At 42.3% G+C, this 20,955-nt stretch carries 19 protein-coding genes and 1 pseudogene; 7 read left to right on the forward strand and 13 right to left on the reverse strand.

Translation table 11 applies throughout. The features are described from left to right. Positions 1-33: 33 nt before the first annotated feature. The 7 genes and pseudogenes from KA713_07580 to KA713_07610 form a co-directional block, all read right to left on the reverse strand. Entirely contained in the window at positions 34-510 is a 477-nt protein-coding gene (locus KA713_07580; protein ID UXE68425.1) for a GNAT family N-acetyltransferase, read from the reverse strand. 88 nt (positions 511-598) lie between these two features. Further along, positions 599-913, reverse strand: a complete 315-nt coding sequence (locus tag KA713_07585; GenBank protein UXE68426.1) for a hypothetical protein — start codon at positions 911-913, stop codon at positions 599-601. A gap of 316 nt (positions 914-1,229) precedes the next feature. After that, positions 1,230-1,712 (reverse strand): DUF1287 domain-containing protein, encoded by a 483-nt coding sequence (locus KA713_07590; protein UXE68427.1) that lies wholly within the window; start codon positions 1,710-1,712, stop codon positions 1,230-1,232. A 108-nt stretch (positions 1,713-1,820) separates the two neighbouring features. Continuing rightward, positions 1,821-3,331 (reverse strand): annotated as a pseudogene (locus KA713_07595) (MHS family MFS transporter). Between the two features lie 87 nt (positions 3,332-3,418). Beyond that, the gene (locus KA713_07600; protein ID UXE68428.1) at positions 3,419-5,077 is read right to left on the reverse strand and encodes a sodium/sugar symporter; all 1,659 of its coding nucleotides are present in this window, start codon (positions 5,075-5,077) and stop codon (positions 3,419-3,421) included. A gap of 30 nt (positions 5,078-5,107) precedes the next feature. Continuing rightward, a complete protein-coding gene (gene galK / locus KA713_07605) occupies positions 5,108-6,265 on the reverse strand; it encodes a galactokinase (GenBank protein ID UXE68429.1) in 1,158 nt (385 codons plus the stop codon). 102 nt (positions 6,266-6,367) lie between these two features. Beyond that, the gene (locus tag KA713_07610) at positions 6,368-7,051 is read right to left on the reverse strand and encodes a response regulator transcription factor (GenBank protein ID UXE68430.1); all 684 of its coding nucleotides are present in this window, start codon (positions 7,049-7,051) and stop codon (positions 6,368-6,370) included. A gap of 180 nt (positions 7,052-7,231) precedes the next feature. Here KA713_07610 and KA713_07615 point away from each other — a divergent pair, with 180 nt between their 5' ends. Then, on the forward strand, positions 7,232-9,706 hold the full coding sequence (locus KA713_07615; protein ID UXE68431.1) for an ABC transporter permease: 2,475 nt from the start codon (positions 7,232-7,234) through the stop codon (positions 9,704-9,706). 20 nt (positions 9,707-9,726) lie between these two features. Beyond that, a complete protein-coding gene (locus KA713_07620; GenBank protein UXE68432.1) occupies positions 9,727-10,275 on the forward strand; it encodes a Uma2 family endonuclease in 549 nt (182 codons plus the stop codon). On the opposite strand, the gene KA713_07625 is transcribed toward KA713_07620, so the two are convergent. Then, on the reverse strand, positions 10,272-12,725 hold the full coding sequence (locus tag KA713_07625; protein UXE68433.1) for a YfhO family protein: 2,454 nt from the start codon (positions 12,723-12,725) through the stop codon (positions 10,272-10,274). The genes KA713_07620 and KA713_07625 overlap by 4 nt on opposite strands. Before the next feature lie 71 nt (positions 12,726-12,796). Further along, complete coding sequence (locus KA713_07630; protein UXE68434.1) at positions 12,797-13,798, reverse strand: hypothetical protein; 1,002 nt, start codon at positions 13,796-13,798, stop codon at positions 12,797-12,799. 122 nt (positions 13,799-13,920) lie between these two features. Between KA713_07630 and KA713_07635 the strand changes: the two genes are divergently transcribed. Next, positions 13,921-14,355 (forward strand): DUF4440 domain-containing protein, encoded by a 435-nt coding sequence (locus KA713_07635; protein ID UXE68435.1) that lies wholly within the window; start codon positions 13,921-13,923, stop codon positions 14,353-14,355. Between the two features lie 84 nt (positions 14,356-14,439). Here KA713_07635 and KA713_07640 read toward each other — a convergent pair whose 3' ends face one another. The 3 genes from KA713_07640 to moaA form a co-directional block, all read right to left on the reverse strand. Further along, on the reverse strand, positions 14,440-14,973 hold the full coding sequence (locus KA713_07640; protein ID UXE68436.1) for a DsrE family protein: 534 nt from the start codon (positions 14,971-14,973) through the stop codon (positions 14,440-14,442). Positions 14,974-15,060: 87 nt separating this feature from the next. After that, on the reverse strand, positions 15,061-15,810 hold the full coding sequence (locus KA713_07645) for a sulfite exporter TauE/SafE family protein (protein ID UXE68437.1): 750 nt from the start codon (positions 15,808-15,810) through the stop codon (positions 15,061-15,063). Position 15,811: 1 nt separating this feature from the next. After that, the gene (moaA, locus tag KA713_07650) at positions 15,812-16,807 is read right to left on the reverse strand and encodes a GTP 3',8-cyclase MoaA (GenBank protein ID UXE68438.1); all 996 of its coding nucleotides are present in this window, start codon (positions 16,805-16,807) and stop codon (positions 15,812-15,814) included. A gap of 68 nt (positions 16,808-16,875) precedes the next feature. Here moaA and KA713_07655 point away from each other — a divergent pair, with 68 nt between their 5' ends. Continuing rightward, a complete protein-coding gene (locus tag KA713_07655) occupies positions 16,876-17,115 on the forward strand; it encodes a MoaD/ThiS family protein (protein UXE68439.1) in 240 nt (79 codons plus the stop codon). Position 17,116: 1 nt separating this feature from the next. Next, positions 17,117-17,527, forward strand: a complete 411-nt coding sequence (locus KA713_07660; GenBank protein ID UXE68440.1) for a molybdenum cofactor biosynthesis protein MoaE — start codon at positions 17,117-17,119, stop codon at positions 17,525-17,527. A 324-nt stretch (positions 17,528-17,851) separates the two neighbouring features. Here KA713_07660 and KA713_07665 read toward each other — a convergent pair whose 3' ends face one another. Beyond that, the gene (locus KA713_07665; protein UXE68441.1) at positions 17,852-18,412 is read right to left on the reverse strand and encodes a transposase; all 561 of its coding nucleotides are present in this window, start codon (positions 18,410-18,412) and stop codon (positions 17,852-17,854) included. Positions 18,413-18,759: 347 nt separating this feature from the next. On the opposite strand from KA713_07665, the gene sufB reads away from it, so the two are divergent. Next, complete coding sequence (sufB, locus tag KA713_07670; GenBank protein ID UXE68442.1) at positions 18,760-20,205, forward strand: Fe-S cluster assembly protein SufB; 1,446 nt, start codon at positions 18,760-18,762, stop codon at positions 20,203-20,205. Positions 20,206-20,219: 14 nt separating this feature from the next. After that, complete coding sequence (locus KA713_07675) at positions 20,220-20,906, forward strand: hypothetical protein (protein ID UXE68443.1); 687 nt, start codon at positions 20,220-20,222, stop codon at positions 20,904-20,906. The last annotated feature ends 49 nt before the right edge of the window (positions 20,907-20,955 follow it).

Consider the following 20,955-nt stretch of genomic DNA (forward strand, 5'->3'; position numbering starts at 1 on the left):
GAGGGTAGAAACCGTTTGCGAAATCAGTTTGGCCTAGTTCAATACTTTCTCCATGTAAATTGCTCCTGCGATGGGGTTGTGCCGATAGGAAGTGATCTCGTAAAATCCATTTTTCTGGTAGAGCGCCCGGGCGGCCACCATATCTTGAAGCGTATCTAACCGAATCTTATTGTACCCCAATTCCTTTGCAGATTTCAATGCTTCCTCCAAAAGGCGATGCCCAATTTTTAACTTTCTAAACTCCGGCAGCACAAACATTCGTTTCAGTTCAGCAACTTCTTTATCCAAATACCGAACACCCACACAACCAATAGCCGTTTCATTTTGATACGCCAAAATCAACGCACCAGTTGGTTTATTGTATTGAATAGATAGGTGATTGAGTTCGTTTTCAAAGTCTTGAAAGCAGAGATTGAAACTGAGGGAGTTGGCGTATAGCTGGAAGAGTGATTTGGAGAGTTTGAATTCGTCTTGTGAGTTCGCAGTAATAAAAATTGGGTCTTGATTCATGTGGCTCTGCGAAATTAAAAAAAATTATCTAGGCTCGTCCGCATACCCGTTGAAGAAGAACCCCAAGGAGGATGAACGCAAGATAAAGCTAAATTTTGCGAAGATTTTTCTTAAAGTCAGGGTTTCGCTCAATCCTATTTACCAGCTTATTTACTTTTTCAAAATCTTGCTTGTTCTTAATAACATAATTAATCAAAACGGATTTCCCATTACGGTCAAACTCAATTGAATTATTTCCACCATGATGAATGCCATAGATTTCTTTTGACATGCCCAAATATTCGTCTACATATATCACCAAATTTGTAAGCTCGGAATACAGAATTCTTATTCCTCTGATCTCTAAATATTGCTCAGAAATTACAATGGTATCCTTTCGCTCCCCGTAAGCAGTAATGCCCATATATTTATCATCCTAAATTTTCATCCCTAATAATGCTATTGAAATAGTTACTGCTGTTTTCAATCCTACCAACGGAAATCCAAAAAAGTACAGTACCCAAAGCGCGCATATGCTTCCAAAAACACCAAGATTATAGAATAAACGCTTGGTTGATTTTTCTCTTGTCTTTTCAAAAATACTGGTCCTAAACTCTTCCAAGGGTAATATTTTGGGAATTGATTCGAACGTTTTTTAGTATTTACATTTTATTGGTTTCTTACTAAACTTCAAATGGGAAAAAATTGCTTATAATTGCCTCATTAACTTTTAGAAATTCCTATTTTCCAAGGCGATAGTGCCCAATAATCTTAAAATTAAAAAGACAATCAGCCAACTCTTGACCTGCACCAATATTGTGCACAATCATGAATCGATTTCCATCCAACGATTTTCTATTCACAACAATTCCAATATGGGTTATCCCTTTCCCCAAGTCCCAGCAAACAATGTCGCCTATATTGTAGTCTTGAGGTTTGTCTGATATTTTTAAAGTTTTACCTTTTCTTTCAAAATACTTCATCAAGTTGGGTACTCTCCGATGGTCAATATTGGTATCGGTAGTTTTCATTCCCCATTTGGCCGGATATACTTTAAAATTATTCTTCATGTCTTTATGCACTTCCGATTGCAAATCAATTTTTAGCATACGATAAGCACGTATAACAACATCTGTGCACACGCCCTTGTTTGAAGGGACATCACCATTTGGATATTTAATTGAAAAATAGGAAGGATCATACTTTACATCTTGCTTGGTCAATGAAAGAGCTGCATCAGAAAGTTGCTCAAAAAAAAGAACTTTGGGCGTGAATCACATGGTAGCATGCAACCACTGAAAAAAGTATACCCAATGAAATCTTAAAGATTCTCATTCAACTTCTGCCTTCTTCTTATTACTCAAAAAAATCATCCCCACCACAAAACTGATAGCTGCCACAATGATGGGGTACCACAGGCCCACGAACTTATCGGTGCTTTGTGAGGCTAGCGCGGTGGCAATAAAAGGTGTTAGGCCACCAAACACCCCATTGCCAATGTGGTACGGCAAACTGCATGGACGTATAGCGGATGCGTGTGGGGAAATAGTTCTACTAAAAATGCAGCGATCGGGCCGTACACCATCGTTACCAGTATCACCTGAATCAAAATCAGGCCTATCATCCAATAATAATTGCTGCCACTTCAAAATTACCTCGCGTTTGGTCTCGGGCTTGGGCATTTGCTGCTCTGACTTTGCTTGGTGATTTCTGCCAAGCTGGTGCCATCGCTGTAAAATTGGGTTCGTTTGGTGTTGTCCACCAATTCGCCTTTTTCGTTTTTCGTAATCGTATGCTCAATCTGCGTGGCGGTATCTACCACTGTTTTGGTAGCCACATCTGAGAGGGAATACATCTGATGATAGATAGGTCGATAGAGAACAACGGCCAACAGCAAACCCGTCATCATGATAAACTTTCGCCCAACCCGATCGGATAACCAACCAAAAAAAACGAACAGCGGAGTGCCAATCAACAATGCAATGGCTACAATGGTATTGGATTGTACATACTCAATCTGACAAGTTTTTTGAATAAATGAAAGTGCATAAAACTGCCCTGTATACCACACCACACCTTGCCCGGCTGTTGCACCAAACAATGCGATCAACACCATTTGTAAATTCTCTTTTTTACCAAAACTTTCTTTGATGGGATTGGCCGAAGTTTTTCCTTCCGCTTTTAGCTTTGCGAACAAAGGCGATTCGCTCATGCGCAAGCGAATGAATATCGATACACCCACCAACAAAGCAGAAAGTATAAATGGAATTCTCCAGCCCCAACTGCTAAATGCCTCTACTCCTACCGATTGGCGCACCATCAATATCACGCCCAGCGAAACAAACAAACCAAGCGTTGCGGTAATCTGAATGAAGCTGGTGTAAAAACCTCTTTGAGCAGCAGGCGAATGCTCGGCAACATAAGTGGCTGCACCTCCATATTCGCCCCCAAGTGCGAGGCCCTGCAACAATCGAAGTAACAAAACAATGAGAGGTGCAAAGATGCCAATCGTTTCATAATTCGGCACCAGGCCAATGGCAAACGTTGAGCCGCCCATAATGATGAGTGTGACCAAGAAGGTGTACTTGCGCCCCACCTTATCGCCCAAGCGACCAAACACCAAGGCACCGAATGGCCTTACTATAAAACCAGCGGCAAACGTAGCGAGTGTAGAAAGAAAAGCAGCAGTAGGATTGGTCTTCGGAAAAAACTGCTCCGACAAAATAGTAGCCAGGCTTCCAAAAATAAAAAAGTCGTACCACTCAATGAGTGTGCCGACTGAAGAAGCGGTGATGACCGTCCAGAGATTTTTTTTATCGGATGGGGAAACAGCTTGGGTCACTTCGAAGTTTTTTTTAGTCGGAAAAGTCGGAAAGTCGGAAAGCCAGCAAAAGCAATTAAGTTGCGGACTTACGGACTTCCCGACTTATTACCAATAAGCAATATACAATGCCGCAATAATACCCATCAATATGATGGAACCAATTGCAAAAGACTTCTCAATCTTAAACATGTCAGCGGTCACTTCTATTCCGTCCTTTTTGGGTTTATAAGGAGAAAGTAAACTAACGACCAGAATGATCGCGATGAGCACCAAGAAAACTGAACTCATCCGATTTAAGAAAGGCATCTCAGGAAAATACTCATTAAAGCCAATGCCCAGCGGTAGCGTAGCAATGGCGGCAACTAAAGCAGCCATTCCGTTGGCGCGCTTCCAAAACATACCCATCAAAAATATGGCCACCACCCCGGGTGATATCAAGCCGCTAAACTCTTGGATAAATTGAAAAGCCTGATCAAAGCGGCTCAACTGAGGTGCCATAAAAATGGCAATGAGCATGGCCGCTAAAATCGTGCCTTTGCCCACGTTGACAAGATTCTTTTCGGAAGCACTTTTCTTAAAAAACTTTTGGTAGATATCCAATGTAAAAATAGTGGAGATGCTATTGGCTTTGCCTGCCAAGGAAGCCACAATAGCAGCCGTCAAAGCTGCGAACGATAACCCCTTCAAGCCTGTGGGCAATAAATTAAGTAGCACTGGATAGGCCTTGTCTGACTTCACCACTTCTTTGGTAATTCCATCGACCGTCACAGACTCAAGCATTTCCGTTTGGAAGAATCCGTTTTTGTAAAGCACGTAAGCGGCAATGCCGGGCAGCACCACAATCACCGGCATCAATAACTTCAAGAAAGCTGCGAAGAGCAAACCTTTACGCGCGGTTGGCAAATCTGCACCCAAGGCCCGCTGGGTGATATACTGGTTACATCCCCAATAGCCAATGTTTGCAATCCAAAGTCCGCCAACCAAAACGGCAATGCCAGGTAATTTTTGGTAAGCATCTTCGGTGCCTCCCTTACCATCGGGCATCATCATGTCGCCCTTTTGCAAGATCATGTGAAAATGGTCGGAAGCATTATCTTGTACATAGCCAAGTGCTGTCCACACATCGCCACCGCTGATTTTTTGTGCCACCAGTTCCAACGCCAGGTAAGTAGTAGCCAAGCCTCCTAATACTAGAACAATCACTTGGATCACATCCGTATAGCCAATCACCTTCATCCCCCCAAGGGTAATGAAAATGGCAAAGATGGACAGGCCAATTACGCAAGTGGTAAACCCAATGCCTGTGATGGTGTCCACCGCCAATGCACCTAAGTACAAAATAGAAGTAAGGTTGACGAAGATGTACATCAACAACCAAAACACCGCCATGATGGTGGCCACCAGAGGACTGTACCGCTGCGACAAAAATTGGGGCATGGTATAAATCTTGTTCTTCAAATAAATAGGCAAGAAAAACGCAGCCACTATGATCAAGGTAACCGCGGCCATCCACTCATAGGATGCTATTGCCAAGCCCATGGCAAAACCGGAGCCTGACATACCCACAAATTGCTCTGCCGAAATATTGGATGCTATCAGCGAAGCACCAATGGCCCACCACGTGAGCGATCCTTCCGCCAAAAAGAAATCTTTGGAGTCAATCTCAGAATGTTTTTTGCGGGTATAAATCCAATAGCCGTAGCTGGAGACGATGACAAAGTACACGAAGAAAACAATGTAATCGATGAGTTGGAGTTTTTGCATGATGTATTTTTAGGTCTTAGGTTTTGTGGCTTAGGGGTTAGGCATTCCAACTCCATCTGCCAAGTTAACTAAATAAAAATCAGGTTCTTTTTTGAAAGTAGCAAGATATTGATGAAGTACTTTTTCTTGAAACACTTTTACGTAACTATTGTCTACCAAATTGAGGGTACATCCGCCAAAGCCACCGCCCATCATGCGTGCGCCTGCGATCCATTTTTTTTCTTCTTCGGCCAGCGATACCAAGAAATCCAACTCCTCGCAACTTACTTCGTAGCTTTGACTTAAGCCCCAGTGCGTTTGGTACATCCATTCACCAAATGCTTTCAACTCATTTTTCTTTAACAAATCTGCCCCTATTTGTGTGCGTTTGATTTCTTCCACTATAAACAAGCATTTGATAAACACCTCTTCGCCCAAGGCGTCTTGGTTTTCATAAAGCATTTGGGAAGACACATCGCGCAACGAATTTATCAGTGGATTTTTCTTTTTGATGATTCGCACGCCTTCTTCACATGCTTCTCGCCTATCGTTGTAGGCTGTATTTGCCAGCGTATGTTTCACTTTGCTATCGATCAATAAAATAGAATAATCTTTTAGTTGAATTGGGATTAACTCGTGGGTCAAAGCCCGGCAATCCAACAACAATGCGGCATCCTTCTTTCCAAACAAACTCGCGTATTGATCCATGATGCCGCATTGAAGCCCGACAAATTCATGCTCGGCATATTGAGCAATTTTTGCTACTTGAATTCGGGTAAGGTTACAGCGGAACAATTCATTTAGCGCGAAGCCAAACCCGCAACACAGCGCAGCCGATGACGACAGCCCCGCGCCATTCGGAATATTGCCACCGAAAACGCAATCCACACCGTGCACAGGCAACCCACTCCGCTCAAAGCCATCCATCACTCCCATCAGGTAATTGATCCACGTGTCGCCTGCATTCAAATCATGAATGGAAAATGAAACTCCTTCTTCTAAATCGTGCGAATAAATATTACAGCGGTCGTTGCCACTGGGCGCGATGGCAAACACCATGTGCCGATCGATGGCGGCAGGCAGCACAAAGCCTTCATTATAATCTACGTGCTCCCCAATAAAATTGATGCGACCGGGGGCTTTAACGATGGTGGGTTTTACTTTAAAACGAGCGACAAAAGAATCGACAACAGACGAAACGAGGGTCATGAAATAACAAGTAAGAAAGCTAAGATAGGGCTTTTTAGTAAGCAGCTGCAACACCGTTTATAAAAATCATGAACGACCCTACCTAAAAGTGGAGCTAACCAGCTAGTGCGGAATAAATTTAAACCTGCCTTTGCCTACATCTACTAGCCAATTTGGTCCTAATTTTTTTGCTAAATTTTCTAAGTAGAAATGAATAGAGGAGGCAACGGAGAAGGTGTCCGATCCCCAAATATTATTGATGAGACTTTCTTCTGTGATTGCTTTCTTTGGATTTTGAGCAAAGAAAAAGAGAAAGTCCAATTCGATTTTCGACAACTTTAGTGGAATGCCATTCAAATAGGCCACAGAGGCTTTGCGATGGATGACCAAATTACCAGCTATTACGGATGGTTGGCTTTTTCGGATAACGTAGTTGCCTTTAAGAACCGTGGCCACCTTACTCGTCAAGGCTCTCAATCCGATAATTTTTTCTATAAAATCATCTCCGCCAGTATCAAGGGCAGCATCTTGATAGTAATGTTCTGACCTTGCCGTTAAGAAGAAAATATAAGTGTACTTAAATGTAGCCAGATCGCGAAGCTGCTTACAAATGTCAATCCCCGACAAGGGCGTCATCATGATATCTAAAATGATTAGATCGGGAAGAAAATCGATTGCTTCTGTTAAGGCTTTCTTACAATCAGATACGGTTTTTACTATAAATCCTTCCATCTCCAGATTGTATTGGAGCAACTCAAGAATATCTGCGTCATCATCTACTGCCAATATCCTGTATTGCTTTTTCATCCATCGGCAAACTATCGAATTTGTATTATGCCAATCTTATTGCATCATTATCGTTTAAGTATTTGTTACGAAATCGGACGGTTGTGTGATGCATTCGAACAAGCAAACCAGTAAAAACACCTAATAAGGCTTGATTTCCCATTGGCATATCACTTGCAACCTACTGGCAAAACCTGACCCATGATTAAGCACTACCTCACCCACTTCGTTCGCAACCTGCAAAGGCAAAAGCTTTTTACATTCATCAACATTCTTGGGCTTACGGTGGGTATTGCCAGTTCGCTACTCATTTACCTTTATGCGAGGCACGAGTTTAGCTTCGATCGATTCCATCACAATGCAGACCATATTTACCGCCTCAACCAAACCTTTATTTGGGGCGAGAGCAGCGACAATGAATTTGCCTCTACCGGTCCGGGAGTAGCCTACGCTGTAAAAGAAGAAATACCCGAAGTAAAATTGCTCACCAGCATTCACACGCCAGGAGATTTTTTGGTTTCCTATACCAACCAAAAAAATGAAGTAATCTCTTTTGAGCAGACTGAGGTATTGGCTGCTGATTCCAATTTCTTCAAAATGTTCAACTTCCCTTTGGTGAAGGGCGATGCAGCATTTGCACTTCAACAAGCCAACACGATTGTTCTGACCGAATCAACCGCTAAGAAGTACTTTGGTGGCGAAGAACCCATGGGAAAATTGATATTGATGGGCGCAGGCGAAAATCAAAAAACGTATGAGGTAACAGGAGTGGCAAAAGATCTACCCTCCAATACTTATCTTCAATTTGACGTACTCATGTCGATGAACAGTTTTCCGGAAATCAAAAAAAGGTATTGGAGTTGGGTGTGGACTCAATTGGAAACCTATGTATTGCTAGACGAAAACGCTAGCCTTGAAAAGATAAAAGCAAAATTAGCAACCGTACCACGCAAACACGCTGAAGCCACGCTTCAACGGACGATGAACATATCGTTTGACGACTACATCAAATCTGGAAAAAATTGGGAGTTGTTTCTACAACCAATTACGGCTATTCATTTACCTGCTAAGGTGGTCTACAACCGTTTGATCAATGATGGAAATCTAACGATCATCTACTCACTGATAGGTGCAGCTATTTTTATCATTCTCTTGTCTTGCGTCAACTTTATGAATTTATCTACAGCTCAATTCACCAAGAGAATCAAGGATGCCAGCGTCAGAAAAATATTGGGATTGGGAAAGGTAGAATTGGGCATCGGATACTTCATCGAAGCATTCATTTTTTGTACGATTGCTTTGTTGATAGCGTTGGCTTTGATTCAAATTTTATTGCCAGGATTTAATCTTTTGGTAGGTCGTGAACTACAGATAAATTTATTGAACGATCCGCAATTGATCATTGCATTACTGTCGCTCGCTTTGGTCATGAGCCTACTTTCAGGAAGTTACCCTGCCATCTTCCTCAGCGCTTACCATCCGGTTGAAGCTATGAAAGGAAAATTGAAAACGGGAAATGAAGGAAAGTCTTTTCGCAATGGATTAGTGGTTTTCCAATTCTCCGTATCCATTGCACTCATCATCTGTACGGCAGTGGTTTTTCAGCAATTAAAATTTGTTGGTGAAAAAGATTTAGGATTTGACAGAGAAAACCTAGTGGTGATCAGCCATGCCGAACGGTTGAGTGATGGTGAAAGCGCTGTCAACGCAGCCTTCAATGTGCCGGGCGTGGTAAACGCATCACTTTCCACATCTGTTCCACCCAATCTTTGGGGAGGAGATAAATTCAGCGCAGAAGGTATGGGCGCTAACACGTTCCCACTTAATTTAACAACAGCAGATGAAAGATATCTCTCGACCCTCGGTGTAAAGTTGAAATATGGAAGAAATTTCTTAGTGAATACACCTGGTGATGTAAACCGGGTAATCCTTAATGAAGCTGCAGTAAAACGAATCGGTTGGGACTTGAATGAATCAGCCATTGGCAAAAAAATTGAGTACCCAGGTGGAGAAGTCCGCTTTGAAGTGATTGGTGTAGTGGAAGATTATCACTACTGGTCGTTAGGAAACCCCATCGAACCGATGGCCATTTTTCACCTAAAAAATAAAGACGTTTATGGTGCTAACACGAAGCAGTATGTTGTGCTTCGTATGGAAGGGCAAACAAGTGCCAATTGGGAAAAATCACTTGCCTCCCTAGCCGCCTTATGGAAAGAAAAAGCTGGCGATGTTGCTTTTGATTATTCATTCGTTGATCAGGCTTTTGCTAATACTTTTAAAGCAGAACGAAATTTTGGCAAAACATTAACGGTGCTAGCAACACTTGGTATTATCATTGCAGCCTTAGGGTTACTTGGCATGATTGTTTATACGCTAGAGCAGCGCACCAAAGAAATTGGGATTAGAAAGGTCGCTGGGGCTTCCGCAAAAGATATTTTGATTTTGATATCGACAGGCTTCACCAAACTTATCATGATAGCATTTGTAATTGGTGCGCCTCTATCTTACTGGTTAATGACCAAATGGTTGCAGGGATTTACTTATCACATTTCACCATCGCCCTACATTTACATCGTGGCGGGAATGGGAACATTATTAGTTGCTCTCGCGATTACCAGTTATCATTCCATCAAGGCCGCGACCCTCAATCCGGTGGAAGTATTAAGAGATGAATAATTTTTTTATCTTTGTTTGAGATGAGTACGCTGACCATTGATAAAACAAAAGATTGGACTGTGGAGGACTACCTTCTTCTAGGTGAATTTAAAACGCCATGCCAGTTAATTAACGGAGAATTAATTATGAGTCCAGCCCCAGCCCCTTTGCACCAGCGAGTTTTGCGGAAATTGTTTAAAATCGTTGATGCGCAAAACCTATCGGGTGAGCTATTCTTTGCACCTATTGACCTTTATGTTGACAACAAAAATGTTTTTCAACCAGACTTAGTTTATTTATCACCAAAACATACCTCATCTCTTACAGAAAGAGGAATAGAAGGCCCTGTTGATCTAGTGGTTGAGATTATTTCTCCCTCCAATAGCTATACTGATCGAAATCAAAAAAAGAAAAAGTATTTGGAGTTTGGCGTGACAGAATATTGGATTGTTGATCCCGCAAACGAAACCATTGAAATCTATACACCGGCAAGGGGTCAAGATATTCCTGTGCTTTATCTTTCAGGAAATGGTAGAGTTAAATCAAATGCTATCCCAAGCGTAAGTTTTGAATTAGAAGAGTTGTTCTAATTCTCTTTTTGGCTCCGTAATGTCATTCCCACACAACCCAACAGCACCAACAGCATCACCCAGCTTGATGCAAACGTGATTTTGTTGCCAACTACATACGGCTTGGGTTCAAACTTAAATTCAATAGTGTGTTTGCCTTGCGGGATTTCAAGCGCACGAAGCACATAATTCGCTCGAAGAACGGGTACTTCTTTTCCATCGATAAATGCACGCCAGCCTTTGGGGTAATAGATTTCCGAAAACACGGCCAGTCCGTTCACAGTTGATTCAGATTGGTATTTTATATAGGGAGGTTTGAAGTCCAATAAAAAAATGGTGGCCAAACTATCAAATCCGGAAGGCTGAACTTTAAACTTCGAACCATCTACAACCGCAGTACTTTTTGTATCCACCTCTCTAACTCTTTTCAATTCTTCAGTTGGTGAATTTACGGTTTCAATATTCTTCACAAACCAAGCTGGGCCATTGGCATTTGGGTTGGGTATCACATTATTGGCTTCTTCGCCATAAACAATATACTTGGTGTTCAGCATGTTCATCACACCAAACTTTGCCAAATCCAATCTACCTTGTTGGGCATCACCAAACAATTGTATCCGCTCTTTGGCAAGGCATGAGTCATACAAATCTTGGTAGCGCCTGAGTTTCGCACCGTGATAGCCACCCAATGAATAATGAAAATAGGAAGTGCGTGCTTCTAAAAAAGTACCCTGCACATTAAATACGCGATAGTGACTTTTGTCTTTTAAAATTTCTTGATCCGCTCCGGTTGCTGCAAATACAGTATTGTCACGCTTGCGCTGATAACTGTCTTTCGTGAAATAGCGCTTGTCTACTACCGCTAAGTCTGCAAGAATCATGATTGCCAAGAAAGCATAAAAACCTGATGGCGAGATTTTCTTAAATACGTTAAAATACAACATGATAAAGATGGAACCAATAAACGCCAACGAGCGGATCGCGTCCGAGCGTAACAAAGAAGCTCTGTCTTCCATCAACGCCTTCTTAAACCAAACAGGCAATTGACCATCGCCTTCACCCATGTAGGAGCCCAGTCCCGCAAAAAGAACCAACGCCAAACAGGTTCCACCTACCACGCCAAACGCAATCAATAGTTTTTTCTTGTTGGTTGGCGTAGCACCTTCGCTCATATATCTCTCAACTCCCAACATCCCCAGCAAGGGCATGGCCAAAAGAATAATTACCAACCCAAAACTTACCGAGCGAAATTTGTTGTAACCTGGAAAATAATCAAACATCAAATAGTTGAAGGAGGAAAACGCATCCCCCCAACTCAACATCAAACTCAAAGCAGCCATGGGTACTAACCACCACACATACTTTTTATCTGCGAGCAAAATCCCCAACACAAATAGAAAGACAACAATCGCTCCCGCATAGTAGGCACCGATGGTTGGTCCTTGCGGCCCCCAATAGTGAGCCGTAAAAGCCGCCAACTGATTGGCCTCTTCATTACTCGATGAATTGCTGACCAACGCCTTATAAGAGGCACTGGTTTGGTCTTGCACAAAGGCTTGGGTGCTGGCTCCTCCATAAAAATTGGGCACCATCAAGCACATCGATTCGCCAATGCCATATTTATATTGGAATGCGTAATCACGGCTCAAGCCATCAGCATCTTTTGTTTTAACACCCTGCATCACCAATTCAGATGCACCGCGAATGGAGTAACGGGTATATTCAGTAATTGCCCAAAACTGTCCGAAGAAAGTACCGACTGCAATCACAACCGCAGGTATCAATAATCCAACCGTTGTAAAAAAAACTTTAAGTTGTTTCTCTCTCCACGCATAGATCAATTGGATTAGTCCGTACACACCTACCATCAGTGTCATGTAGTATGTAATCTGCAAGTGGTTCTCGCGCAAGTGAAGCGCCATGGCCATCGCGGTAACCCCAAAACCCAACCAACGTTTATTTGAAAATGTCAAGTGGATTCCTGCTAGCACGAGTGGAACAAAAGCAATCGCCCCAATGCGCGCATTATGCCCAGCCGAAAGCCCGATAATCATGTATGAAGAAAGTCCGAAAGCGACTGCACCTGCAATAGCCAAGTATGGCCGAACACGAAAGCTCAACAATAAAACATAGTAGCAAAGGAAGGCGAGAAAAATATTGTTGACGGGACGAGGCAAAAACAAACTCAAAACTTTTTTTGTATTTACAATTGGTCCATCACTCCAGCGCACACTCACCAAATAGGCTGGCATACCGCTGAACATAGAAGGTGCCCACAATGCTTCTTCGCCATTAGACTGAGCGCGAAAATCATTGATAGATTTACTGCTCCCTTGGTATTGTTCAATATCTGTCTGTTGAACCGTTTTGCTCTCAAAGAATACAGGACTGAAAAAGAAAATGGTTACTAAGGCAAATAAAACTACTGCTAAGGCATGAGGCAGAATTAAATCCCATTTTACTATTTTCATGAGTCACTTAATTAGTCGGCAATATTAATAAGAAATACGATTCAAAGTCGGGAATTAGTGGTTATCGAAAGCTATTTTTTCTGAATAAAAAGATAATAGAGCGATAAGAATGTAATGCTTACAATGGAGAAATTGACAAGCCAAATAACTACATCAATCCTTTTGATCGGCCAGGTAACCAAACGGCTAGTCAGCGATGGGTGCTTGTACGTACTCCATTTGTCAGCATAAAACTTATACAATGGCTCATGCGTGATTTCAAAAAGCTTTGTCAACAAGTCAATATGAACCGCATGGTATTTTCTATCGGTTGGTCTGGCGCGTAAGTCATAATAAGACGGACCAACATTGCTGTCATAAAAAGCCAAATAATTTTTTAATGCGAGATTCCCCTGTTCGAATAAGTACTTTGCATCAGGATCATGGGAGTATTCAAAATAATCTTGAATGCCTAAAAGAGCGAACATGTGGCCGTTTAATACACGTGAAACATAACCGGTTTCTAGTGCAAATTCTTCAAACCACCAGCCCCTATCTTTAAGTTTATACGTGACACCTCCATCGCTTACTTCCGCGTAGAAGGAGTTCAAAATCCTCTTTGCCATCGCCAAATATTTTTCGTCTTTGGTTATTGAATGAGCTTTAATGAACACGTGCAGCGAAACGCCATTGGCAAGGCCAGAACGCCATGGTGAACCCATGTTGTAGATTGACCAAGGATAGTTGTAAGGAAGTACGGAAAAAATTCTGACGCTCGTTGAATTTTCAGTTAGCCAATCGGCACAATTCAAAAACAATATGCGTTTTGATGAATCCCCTTCCATAAAACTTGCATAGTAGGAAAGAGCTTTGTTGCAAACGATAACGGGATTTCGTTGCTTTCCGACCTTGCCATCAATCAGGTACGGTACGCCTTTCTCATCGGATTGACTTATACTATAGACCATTGGCTTTCTCATCACGACTTGGTAGACTGCTTCTACACCAGTCCTTACTTTTCTTTCCGTAAAATTGCCTATGACACAAGTACTCAAAAAGCTGAGTAAGATAATCCGTATATAAACGTTTTTCATAATTAGACGTCAAATGTGCAAATTTGAATTGGTTATTGGAATATATTTCGCCTAAAGACGAGAAGTTGATGAGACAATTATTGGTACTTTCTATTTAAATAATTTAAGCCTAAAGATTGCTTATGAAAACCATTTTCACTTTAGCCATTCTAGCGGTTGTAACTTCAGCCAACGCACAAAAAAAGTTTGACCAATTGGCGGAGGGGAATGCCATTCGGGCGGTGTTGGCACAGCAAGTTTTAGATTGGAATAATTTCAATATTGAAGGATTTATGCAAGGCTATTGGAAGTCAGATTCGCTGCTGTTTATAGGAGCTAAAATCACCCATGGGTGGGACAGCACACTGGCCCGATACAAGAAAAGCTATCCGAGCAAAGAAGCGATGGGCATTCTACGATTTGAAATACTTCGACTTCAATTTACCAACCATGATGCCTGCTTGGTTACTGGCAAATACTTTTTGCAACGGAAGAACGACAACCCAAATGGCGTTTTTACTTTATTGTTTAGAAAGAAAAATGGAAAGTGGGTGGTGGTGTATGATCATACTTCGTAAGAATTAATCCATCTATATTGCCACTAAGGCACAAGGGCACCAAGAAAAAACACTTTGTGCATTAATGCCTTGGTGGCAAATAATTCAATTAAACTTCAACAACGCATAACCTTTCAACTGGTAAGTAGTAAGTGTCGTCAGCATAGAGGTGGCAATTTTAACCTCCGGCACCATCTTCGTTCGATCTACTTTGCGATTAATTAGAGATTGACCGCATACAAACATCTTTACTCCCGCTTTTGAAAGCTCTTGGAACAACCCAAGGTTGGGATTGTCTTTCTTGTACTTTTTATGGTACTGATCATTGTTCATGGTGATGTAGGTGGCACCACCGTGCAGCACAATTACTACATCTAAATTTTCTCTCGGCACACCACCCATTACATGCAGGTTCACTAACCGAGCTACGTTGTTCAATGCCCAACTTAACGAATCGGGTTTTTCGCTTTCGCGCTCTACCTCCACCACAATGTTATACTTCATGGTCGGATCCGGCTTCTCCACCGCATACGGAATTTCAAAAATGCCACCATACAATTTCACGGCAGGAAATACACGGGTTTGGGCGTGGCTAGCTATCATTATGAAAGCAGCAGCTACTACTAGTAAAAATTTCATATTAAGTGCATTTTGTTTGTCTATGGCCAACGGTCGATTGTCCATGAACCATCGACCTTAACTTCCAATTCTTAGTCCAATCTCCTTTCACAAATGATCCTTCAAAATATTAAACGCAGCCACCAAAATCAATACGGCTGTAATTCTTTTAATGTATAATGGGTTTAGGCGAATCGCGCCCAAGCGCGAACCAACTTGTCCGCCAACTAAAACTACTACTAATAATGGCAAGATAAAACTCCATTGTAAATCAATGCCTTTACCCAAAAATTGACCCAGCAACCCACTGATGGAATTGACCAAAATAAATACACTGGCCAATGCCGATATCCGTTTGGCCTCCGCCCAATTGGTTAAATGCAAAATGGGCGAAAGGAAAATGCCTCCGCCAATACTCACCAAGCCTGAAAGAAAACCAATGACACCACCGAGTGCAATCTTCGACTCCAGTCGTTTGAGCCATTTGTTCTCACCATGTATGGTTTCGGGTTGTATCCAAAGCAAAACAGACGCGATGACCAACGTAATCGCAAGCAAAAGAAAAAACGAATGTTGGTTTAGTTTCCACAATCCACCTAACAACGCCAGCGGCAGACTGGCTATTAAGAAAGGCCAAACTTCTTTCCAGTCAATTTTATTTTGCTTGTAAAAAATGAGGGTGCCACCCGTCACCACTACAATATTGCACAGTAGCGCAGTAGGACGAATGGTGTCCGGAAGCAAATGGAAAAAAGGTTGTGCAAGAAGAGCCAGATAGCTAGAGCCACCGCCAAAGCCCACGGAAGAATAGATAAAAGCGATGATAAAAAAAGAAAGTAAGAGAATACAAAATTCCATACTACCCTCCTATCGTTGACATTGATTCCATTACGCCTGCTAAGCTACGTTTCTCCTCCGCTTCAAATCCATCCTTTGGTCGCTGAGCAAAGGCGGTGAGTAATGCGTTCCTCAATTCTGCATCGGTCCTTCCCTCTCGCATCAAGTTTTTGATATTTAGTACACCATCATCATACAAACAAGTTTTTAAAACGCCTTGCGCTGTCACACGAATGCGGTTGCATGTACCACAAAACGTGCGCGAAAAAGCCGCAATGATTCCTACATTGCCTTGAAAGTCTGGTATTTGATAATGCATGGCCGTGGCATGATTTGGATCTTGGATTTTTGAAATGGATGGATAGGCCAAGCGAATATGTTCCAAAATCTTTTTATGCGTCCAGGTTAGTTTCGGATAGTGGCTGCCCTCCCCGTTAAATGGCATCTCTTCAATAAACCTTACTGAAATAGGATGTTTCCTAGTGAGTTCCACCATCGGGATAATGTCATCAATATTTTTTCCATCCATCACCACGGAATTGAGCTTGACGGGTATGTTGGCCTTTAGCAAGAGTTGAAGTGCTTCCCATGTTTTTTCAAACTCATCTCTTCGGGTGATCTCATGAAATCGCTCTTTGTTCAACGTATCCAAACTCAAATTAACAGAAGCAATGCCAAGCGCCTTTAATTCATCTATATGGGGCGCGGTAAGAACACCGTTGGTTGTAATATGAATATCGTGAATGCCTTCTACTGACTTGATCATCCAAAGGAGTTGCACCAAATCCGTTCGCACAAAGGGCTCGCCACCAGTAATTCTGATTTTGGAAATGCCCATCGAGGCCATGATGGCGACCAATCGTTGAATCTCCTCAAACGAGAGCAATTCTTTTTTGGGGAGGTAGTGAATTCCCTCTTCAGGCATGCAATAGAAGCACCGCAGGTTGCACCGATCCGTAACCGCCAACCGAAGATAGTTGATGGGGCGACCATGGTTATCAAACAATTGCTGCTTCATTCTAAAAATTGGACTAACAAAATCCTGCTAAAGATAGAAACGAATGGCAAATATTTTGAACTTTGGGGATGGAGTTGAAAATAAAGACATTTGGCGTTGCCCGTGACATGATGGGTGGCAAAGAAGTGGTGGTGAAAGTGGCGGGAAGTGATGTGGCCTCATTGAGAAGAGCGCTGATGACAAATTACCCCGCTCTTGAAAAGCTGCGTTCGTTATTCATTGCTGTGAACCAACAATATGCCGAAGATAACCAATCAATAAACGAGACAGATGAAATCGCTTTGATACCACCTGTGAGCGGTGGTTAGTATGATTGAGATAACCGCAATTAAAATAGACCGAGAAAAAGTCGTCAATGCCGCTTGTGATTTAGAAGCTGGTGCGGTTTGTACTTTTATCGGAACTGTGCGCTCCAAAACTTCTCATAAAAAAGTAGTCCGATTGGAGTACGAATGCTATGAACCCATGGCTATTTCTGAGATCAATAAAATCATCGAAAAGGCAAAAGGGCGATGGCCTATTTTGAAAGTAGCCATCAGTCACAGAATGGGAACACTTCAGATAGGTGATGAAGCGGTGGTTTTGGCTGTCTCAACCCCTCATCGGAATGAATCCTTCGAGGCGTGTCAGTTTATCATCGACACCTTAAAGCAAACCGTACCCATCTGGAAGAAGGAAGTCTTTGAGGGCGGAGAAGAATGGGTTTCAGCACATCCCTAAAGTTGGCTGACGCCCATCACCACCAACGTGCCAAAGGCTAGAAAAAAATTATGTTTTTGTTGTCAGCCACAGGTGCGCGACATGTTTGGTGGTGGGCTCGCCCAATGCGCAAGCACAACACCTTTGTTGATACAAATATTCGTTCACGCTGGTCGCCTAACCAGCGTGCGCACAATAGCAAAATTAACGGCTGCAAGTTTACGAAAACAAGTTGATGGTCAGCGACCAACAACTACACCTAAAAATAAACTTTCTGACCAACGGCTTGCCCTTGTTGGTGTTGTGCGTGGCAATTGGGCGGCCCCACCAACAAGCTAAGTGCGCTTACCCTTCATGATGAGTTAAAAATACCCAATCTTTTTCATTCTTCTCATCATACCGAGCACTCGAATATTTGTAATCTTCTGGCGACTTACACAACCCAGCCTTCACTGGGTTGTTATGAACATAATCTAACTTCTGCCAAAATACTTCTGGCGTCCATAGCGGAACACCCAATGAATTCCTTTCCCATACTTGGTGCTTGCGATCTTTAGCATTTACCTGCAAATCTTTTAGTATGGCCGCTTGATCCCTTTGCAGCAGCTTCAATATCTGCTGGCCTGTGTATTTTAGAAAATCACGCTGCACGTTGCTTCGCTTATGGTCACCTATCATTTGCCAAAGCAAATGGAAATGATTGGACATGATGACAAAACCATAAACGTAAACACGTTGGGACTTGGTGAGATACGTAAGGCTGTCAATTATAATATCTTTGAACCTGTCCTCTGCCAGCACGTGCTTCCATTCTAAGCACGTAACGGTCAAAAACTCAGCATGCTCTTTTGAGAAAACCATTGCCTCGTTCATCGAGCCAAAATTAGCGAAACTATCTTGGTTCATCTTGCTTGTTGGTGAACCTTCTCGCAAATGCCCTCACGCAACACCAACAAGGGCGAGAGGGCGAGGGGGTAACACCGACCGCAGGCTAAAATGGGGGACAAGTTCGTTGGTGGGCACGCACGCCCTGCTCACGCGCAACACCAACGAAGGCGAAAACGGTGTGCCCTTGGCATCGCCCCCGCGGGGTATTCTCTCTAACTTTGAACATAGTAAATCGATTCTGGTTGTCAAGATAGATGCACAATCAATGTAAATTATCACTTAAAATATCTCAACTCAAAACTAATAAGCTGGGTTTTTGTTGTTAATTTTGAGTCACTATTTGAAATTAGTCTAAATAGGGTTGAATGAGCAAGGATAATCAAGTTCTGGAGGAAATCACCTCAAAAGAGTACGAACATGGCTGGAATGTAAACCTAGAGGTGGATGAAGCCCCCATGGGTTTGAATGAAGGCACCGTGCGGTTTATCTCTGCGAAAAAGAATGAGCCAGAGTGGTTATTGGAGTGGCGACTAAAAGCCTTCCGCCAATGGCAAAAAATGGAAGAACCCACTTGGCCAAATGTGCACTATCCTAAAATCAACTATCAAGATATCATCTACTACTCTGCCCCCAAGAAAAAGAAGGAATTAAAAGATTTGAACGAGGTTGACCCCGAGTTGATAAAGACATTTGAAAAATTGGGCATTTCGTTAACCGAGCAAAAGCGATTGACTGGCGTGGCCGTAGATGCCGTGATTGATAGCGTGTCGGTAGCAACAACTTTTAAAGAAACATTGGGCGAATTGGGAATCATCTTCTGTTCCTTTAGCGAGGCCGTAAAAGAGCACCCGGAATTGATTAAAAAATATTTGGGCTCGGTAGTTCCTATCAACGATAACTATTTTGCGGCACTTAACTCGGCCGTCTTTTCAGATGGTTCATTTTGTTACATTCCAAAAGGAGTGCGTTGCCCAATGGAGTTGAGTACGTACTTCCGTATCAACGCTGCCAACACGGGTCAATTTGAAAGAACACTAATCGTAGCTGATGAGGGCTCTTATGTCAGCTATTTGGAAGGTTGCACAGCACCCATGCGTGACGAAAATCAATTGCATGCAGCCGTGGTGGAACTTTACGCGATGAAGGATGCCGAGATAAAATACTCGACAGTTCAAAACTGGTATCCCGGAGATAAAAATGGAAAAGGCGGCATCTATAATTTTGTAACCAAGCGTGGCCTTTGCTTTGGCGACCACTCCAAAATTTCGTGGACGCAAGTAGAGACTGGTTCGGCCATCACCTGGAAATATCCTTCTTGTGTATTGAAGGGCGATTACTCGATGGGTGAATTTTATTCCGTTGCCGTTACCAATAATTATCAGCAAGCCGATACGGGCACGAAAATGATTCACATCGGTAAAAACACCAAGTCAAGAATTGTTTCGAAAGGTATTTCCGCGGGGAAATCTCAAAATAGTTACCGCGGGCAAGTGCAGGTATTGAAGCGCGCCAGCAACGCACGTAATTTTTCTCAATGCGATTCACTGTTAATGGGCGACCAATGCGGGGCACATACCTTTCCGTATATCGATGTTGAAAACCAAACAGCACGTATCGAACACGAAGCAACTACTTCTAAAATCGGTGAAGACCAGATTTTCTATTGCTTACAGCGCGGTATTGATGAAGAAGCAGCCGTGGCATTAATCGTAAATGGGTATGCAAAAGAAGTGTTGAACCAATTACCGATGGAGTTTGCCGTGGAGGCCCAAAAACTCTTGGCGCTTACGCTGGAAGGAAGTGTAGGTTAATTGAATTATAAAAAATGATAAAAGTCGTTTCTTATAGTGCTCTGGCAGATTATAAACCGCAAAAACCAGTAAGGGTAGCGATGCACAGCTATGTGCAAGCATTGGAAAAGACACTTGATTTAATGGCTCTTGGCCATGCCCTAAAAAATGAACGTTATGATCCAACCATGGAAAAACTAACACTTGATTTGCTTATTAAATTGTGTGGTGGCCTGAACAAGCATGATGTCGAGTACATGGTAGTTGGTGGGACAGCCGTTGGCTTCTACGAATTTACGCGCCCATCTCACCCCAGCATGGATCGACCAGAAATTAAAACGGATATTGATGTATGGTACCGATCTGAATATACCAATAGAATTCGGATTGTTGAGACCCTGAAGTCATTGGATTTTGAATATAGTGAAAACGATTTGCATGAAATGGATTTATTTTCAGATCCTAAATGGGATGACATGTTATTTATCGAGCAGGTTAATTTTAAGTTTGATTTTATACCTTATTCAAAAGGTCTTGTCTTTGAAAACTCAATTAAAAATGCTAAAGTCATAGAACTGGCAGGCGTCAAAATTCCATTTATTGGATACGATGATTTGATAAAAACAAAGTCATTGATAAATAGAAAAGGGATTGATGACAGGGACATATCCGAACTTGAAAAAATACGTAATAGGAAAACCAAAGATGGCGATTTGGAATAAGATTTTGAAGTCTTGATCTGGTCACACAAAAGGATAGTTATAAAGCAAC

This window comes from Chryseotalea sp. WA131a (genome assembly GCA_025370075.1).
Taxonomy (GTDB): domain Bacteria; phylum Bacteroidota; class Bacteroidia; order Cytophagales; family Cyclobacteriaceae; genus ELB16-189.

Excerpts from the sequence above, each read along its gene's own strand:
- KA713_07580 (UXE68425.1), bottom strand. The coding sequence starts at position 510 with ATGAATCAAGACCCAATTTTTATTACTGCGAACTCACAAGACGAATTC.
- KA713_07585 (UXE68426.1), bottom strand. The coding sequence starts at position 913 with ATGGGCATTACTGCTTACGGGGAGCGAAAGGATACCATTGTAATTTCT.
- KA713_07600 (UXE68428.1), bottom strand. The coding sequence starts at position 5,077 with ATGCAAAAACTCCAACTCATCGATTACATTGTTTTCTTCGTGTACTTT.
- galK (UXE68429.1), bottom strand. The coding sequence starts at position 6,265 with ATGACCCTCGTTTCGTCTGTTGTCGATTCTTTTGTCGCTCGTTTTAAA.
- KA713_07610 (UXE68430.1), bottom strand. The coding sequence starts at position 7,051 with ATGAAAAAGCAATACAGGATATTGGCAGTAGATGATGACGCAGATATT.
- KA713_07615 (UXE68431.1), top strand. The coding sequence starts at position 7,232 with ATGATTAAGCACTACCTCACCCACTTCGTTCGCAACCTGCAAAGGCAA.
- KA713_07620 (UXE68432.1), top strand. The coding sequence starts at position 9,727 with ATGAGTACGCTGACCATTGATAAAACAAAAGATTGGACTGTGGAGGAC.
- KA713_07625 (UXE68433.1), bottom strand. The coding sequence starts at position 12,725 with ATGAAAATAGTAAAATGGGATTTAATTCTGCCTCATGCCTTAGCAGTA.
- KA713_07630 (UXE68434.1), bottom strand. The coding sequence starts at position 13,798 with ATGAAAAACGTTTATATACGGATTATCTTACTCAGCTTTTTGAGTACT.
- KA713_07635 (UXE68435.1), top strand. The coding sequence starts at position 13,921 with ATGAAAACCATTTTCACTTTAGCCATTCTAGCGGTTGTAACTTCAGCC.
- KA713_07640 (UXE68436.1), bottom strand. The coding sequence starts at position 14,973 with ATGAAATTTTTACTAGTAGTAGCTGCTGCTTTCATAATGATAGCTAGC.
- KA713_07645 (UXE68437.1), bottom strand. The coding sequence starts at position 15,810 with ATGGAATTTTGTATTCTCTTACTTTCTTTTTTTATCATCGCTTTTATC.
- moaA (UXE68438.1), bottom strand. The coding sequence starts at position 16,807 with ATGAAGCAGCAATTGTTTGATAACCATGGTCGCCCCATCAACTATCTT.
- KA713_07655 (UXE68439.1), top strand. The coding sequence starts at position 16,876 with ATGGAGTTGAAAATAAAGACATTTGGCGTTGCCCGTGACATGATGGGT.
- KA713_07660 (UXE68440.1), top strand. The coding sequence starts at position 17,117 with ATGATTGAGATAACCGCAATTAAAATAGACCGAGAAAAAGTCGTCAAT.
- KA713_07665 (UXE68441.1), bottom strand. The coding sequence starts at position 18,412 with ATGAACCAAGATAGTTTCGCTAATTTTGGCTCGATGAACGAGGCAATG.
- sufB (UXE68442.1), top strand. The coding sequence starts at position 18,760 with ATGAGCAAGGATAATCAAGTTCTGGAGGAAATCACCTCAAAAGAGTAC.
- KA713_07675 (UXE68443.1), top strand. The coding sequence starts at position 20,220 with ATGATAAAAGTCGTTTCTTATAGTGCTCTGGCAGATTATAAACCGCAA.